The organism is Oleiphilus sp. HI0123 (assembly GCF_001635315.1).
Genome location: NZ_LWGE01001909.1, coordinates 1 through 297 on the forward strand (window position 1 = coordinate 1; position 297 = coordinate 297).

1 protein-coding gene is annotated in these 297 nt (G+C 38.4%); it reads right to left on the minus strand.

The window, feature by feature from the left end; translation table 11 throughout:
* On the minus strand, window positions 1–157 hold a 157-nt coding region (locus A3761_RS29140), incomplete at its 3' end, for a GntR family transcriptional regulator (protein WP_156492131.1).
* Window positions 158–297: the final 140 nt, after the last annotated feature.

Genomic DNA, 297 nt, shown 5'->3' on the forward strand with positions numbered 1-297 from the left:
CTAGTAAACCGTAGCTCATTAAAACAGTCGACACACTGACCGAGCGCTGTTTCGCTAATTCCCGAACAGAAGGAAGCTTATCCCCCCTAGCAAAAGTACTTTGCCGAATCTGCTCAGCAAGGTCATTTGCTAACAATTTATAAATAGGCTGTTTCATTGTTGTGCTCCCAGAACCATAACAGTTGTTCAAATATTATACTTAACAGTTCATTCATACTACATCTGTTATGGCTAATTTAGTTAAATTCTAAATCTGTTACGTATCAGACAACCTCCGTATAGTATTCATCTTCAAGC